The 1,446-nt window shown below is 61.1% G+C and carries 1 protein-coding gene and 1 pseudogene; both read left to right on the top strand.

The features are described from left to right. Nucleotides 1–377 (top strand): annotated as a pseudogene (locus DB30_RS40825) (hypothetical protein); the annotation flags it as partial. Between the two features lie 387 nt (nt 378–764). Beyond that, complete coding sequence (locus DB30_RS42120; protein ID WP_205633218.1) at nt 765–1,079, top strand: hypothetical protein; 315 nt, start codon at nt 765–767, stop codon at nt 1,077–1,079. Nucleotides 1,080–1,446: the final 367 nt, after the last annotated feature.

Genomic DNA, 1,446 nt, shown 5'->3' with positions numbered 1-1,446 from the left:
CCAATCCCAACGAGATGATGTGCGATGGTCAGTGCATCGACGTCATGGAGAACAACGACAACTGTGGGTCTTGCGGCACCGTCTGCAACTGGATCGACAAGGCATTCCCAAATATCGGATCCTGCGTCGACGGCGCGTGTCTGCCCACAATCTACCCATGTTACAGTCAGGCTGACGGCTATATCAACTGTGACGAGATGTGTGGGACGTTTGACCAGGCATGCGTCGATGAGGGGTGTGGCTTCGATACACATGTCTACACGGACAAGATGAACAGCTGCAACACTGGCAACGTCAGCAACGGATCCAGTTTGAATTGTGGAAGCCCCATCAATTGGAACTTGGGTGACTGGGTCGGGTGCTGCTGCACGCAATAGGCCCGATCTGTTAGAGGACACCTGTGGCAACCATGACCCTGACGTCGCCTGGTGTGAAAACACTTAGACTGTAGGCGCAATTCGGGTTGGTCACGCTTGACATTATAGCAACATTATCCGCCTCAACAACCTCGCCTAGACTCGTCGTCACCGGACAATGCGTAGTCACATTCGCAGTGTAGGATCCTCGATCGGCCCGCCCGGCAGATAGGTCTTTGGCTCGAATGGCGTCGGCGGACCCTGAGGGTCATCGCCCTCCTCGCAAAGACATGGGTCGGGCTGGGCGCCCTCCTCATCAACCACGAGTTCACCCACGCCAACCGTGACCCCCTCCTTCAACACAGTATATCGGTCAACCAGCCCCACATCATCGGCGTAGTAGCGTCCGTGGCCAAGCGCGATCCCGAAACCCTTGCCGCCGTCGATGTCGCAGTCAATGATCTCGACATCCCGCGAGCAGCTGCGAATGTTCACGCCGCCGAGTGCCCCACCCGCCTCGGCATCCGCCGGCACAGTGACCTGTTCGAGATGTCGCAATTCACGATCTCGACCTCGGTCACGGCGGCCACGGTGATCGCGGGCGCGGACAACCGCCAGTTGGTGACACCGGCCCGTTCTGAAAGCCATCCGTCGGCAAAGTCCCCGTGGTCGACCGCACCGAGGCTCAGGCCTTCGGACAGGGCACCGTCTGGATCCTCGTGATGGCTCCGTCCTCGACGTGAACGAGGAACGCCTGCTGCATGAGCCTGGTCGCGGACCTTCGCCCCATCGCGCACAGTCGGGCGCTGGGCTCGGTGTCGGCGGCCGGGAGGGATCGGACACGTCCTCGCAGCCCTGCGTCGTCGAACAGCCTCAGGGACCGCACCGGCACTTCCGCTGGAGTGCGAGAGAGCTCCCCGCGGATGGCGATCTCGATTGCCAGCCGAGGCCCCGCGTGCGAATGTGAGCGCATGAAGCGGCTGCCCTTGCTGAGCTTGTTCGTGCTTCCACTCGTCTTCGCGTGCAACGACGACGGCAAGAGCGACGACACCACGAGCGAGTCCAGCAGCACCGTGCAAGGCGACGGCGA

It is taken from the genome of Enhygromyxa salina (genome assembly GCF_000737335.2).
Taxonomy (GTDB): domain Bacteria; phylum Myxococcota_A; class Polyangia; order Nannocystales; family Nannocystaceae; genus Plesiocystis; species Plesiocystis salina_C.
The sequence above is the reverse complement of the archived record's forward strand: the minus strand, read 5'-3'. Positions and strand labels throughout refer to the sequence as shown.